The sequence below is a fragment of the Vibrio genomosp. F10 str. 9ZD137 genome, from assembly GCF_049974785.1.
In the GTDB taxonomy this organism is placed as follows: domain Bacteria; phylum Pseudomonadota; class Gammaproteobacteria; order Enterobacterales; family Vibrionaceae; genus Vibrio.
In genome coordinates, this window is the sequence record NZ_JBNGCJ010000839.1 from 1 (window position 1) to 928 (window position 928).

The 928-nt window shown below is 46.2% G+C and carries 1 protein-coding gene; it reads left to right on the forward strand.

What is annotated here, in order from left to right:
• Window positions 1-928 (forward strand): class I tRNA ligase family protein (locus ACP45E_RS19010; RefSeq protein ID WP_141707429.1); only part of this gene is annotated, 928 nt, incomplete at both ends.

A 928-nucleotide genomic window follows, 5' to 3' on the forward strand; every position in this document is an offset into this window, starting at 1 on the left:
CAAAAGACGTCACTAATAAGCTAGGCGCCGATATTTTACGCCTATGGGTGGCTTCTACTGACTACACTGGCGAAGTGGCCGTTTCAGATGAGATTCTAAAACGTTCTGCTGATGCATACCGTCGTATCCGTAATACAGCGCGTTTTTTCCTAGCGAACCTAAATGGTTTCAACCCAGAAACAGATTTAGTGCCACTCGAAGAGATGGTTGCATTGGATCGTTGGGCCGTAGGCCGTGCATTTGCTGCACAAGAAGAAATTGTAAAAGCATACGATGAATACAACACGCACGCAGTGACTCAACGTCTGATGCAGTTCTGTTCAATCGAAATGGGGTCTTTCTATCTTGATGTGATTAAAGATCGCCAATACACAGCAAAACTGGGTGGTCACGCTCAACGTAGCTGTCAATCGGCCCTTTACTATATCGTTGAAGCCTTGGTTCGTTGGATGGCTCCGATTATGTCTTTCACTGCCGATGAAATCTGGAATGAAATGCCAGGTGATCGTGATAAATTCGTCTTCACAGGTGAATGGTATCAAGGTTTACGTGATCTTTCTGAAGGTGAAGAACTAAACAACGAATTCTGGACTGAAATTCAAGCGGTTCGTGGTGCGGTGAACAAGTTATTGGAAGAAGCACGTAAAGAGAAAACCATTGGTGGTTCATTGCAAGCGGAAGTGACGCTCTATGCTGACGATGCACTAGCGACGAAAATGAATAAGCTCGAAGATGAACTGCGTTTTGTACTGCTCACATCCAAAGTGGAAGTGAAAGCACTGACGGATAAAACGGATACTGCTCATAGCACCGAAGTCGACGGTTTATTTGTAGAAGTGGCCGCGACAGAAGCCGAGAAGTGTGATCGCTGCTGGCACCACACGCCAGATGTTGGCACGATTGAAGGCCATGAGAAAGTGTGTGGCCG